The sequence below is a fragment of the Streptomyces sp. SID12501 genome, from assembly GCF_010550245.1.
In the GTDB taxonomy this organism is placed as follows: Bacteria; Actinomycetota; Actinomycetes; order Streptomycetales; family Streptomycetaceae; genus Streptomyces.
Genome location: NZ_JAAGLU010000937.1, coordinates 1 through 402, shown reverse-complemented (window position 1 = coordinate 402; position 402 = coordinate 1). Strand labels below are relative to the sequence as shown.

The following is a 402-nucleotide window of genomic DNA, read 5'->3' as shown; positions in this document are numbered from 1 at the left end:
CCGGCGGGTGGATCGGTGGTGGAACGTGCGGCTGACGAAGCGGAACGAGGCCGAGGTCTTTCGGATCACCGGGGCCCGGATGGGCCTCGCCGAGGACGTGCGGGGGCGACAGCGCCGGTACGTCATCTCGATGACGATCAGGACCCTTTCGGTCATCGCGACGGTGGTCCTGTGGAACGTGGAGCGCCATGTGGCGATCGTGACGTTGGTCGCGGGCGCCCTGTTGCCGTACGTCGCGGTGGTCATCGCCAACGCGGGGCGGGAGTCGACGCCCTCCCTGCCCTCGCACTTCGTGCCGGCGCCCGTGCGCCCCGCGCTGGGGCCCGAAAACCTCAATAAAAGCTCAGATCAATCCTGAAGTTCCGGTGCACCCGACCGGGTCCTGCGTGACATACTGCCTAC

General features: G+C 67.7%; 1 protein-coding gene. It reads left to right on the top strand.

Translation table 11 applies throughout. The features are described from left to right. Positions 1-79: 79 nt before the first annotated feature. On the top strand, positions 80-358 hold the full coding sequence (locus G3I71_RS49225; RefSeq protein ID WP_239149826.1) for a DUF3099 domain-containing protein: 279 nt from the start codon (positions 80-82) through the stop codon (positions 356-358). The last annotated feature ends 44 nt before the right edge of the window (positions 359-402 follow it).

What these genes read in the sequence shown, in the direction of transcription:
- G3I71_RS49225 (WP_239149826.1), top strand. Translation starts at nt 80, where the DNA reads ATGGGCCTCGCCGAGGACGTGCGGGGGCGACAGCGCCGGTACGTCATC.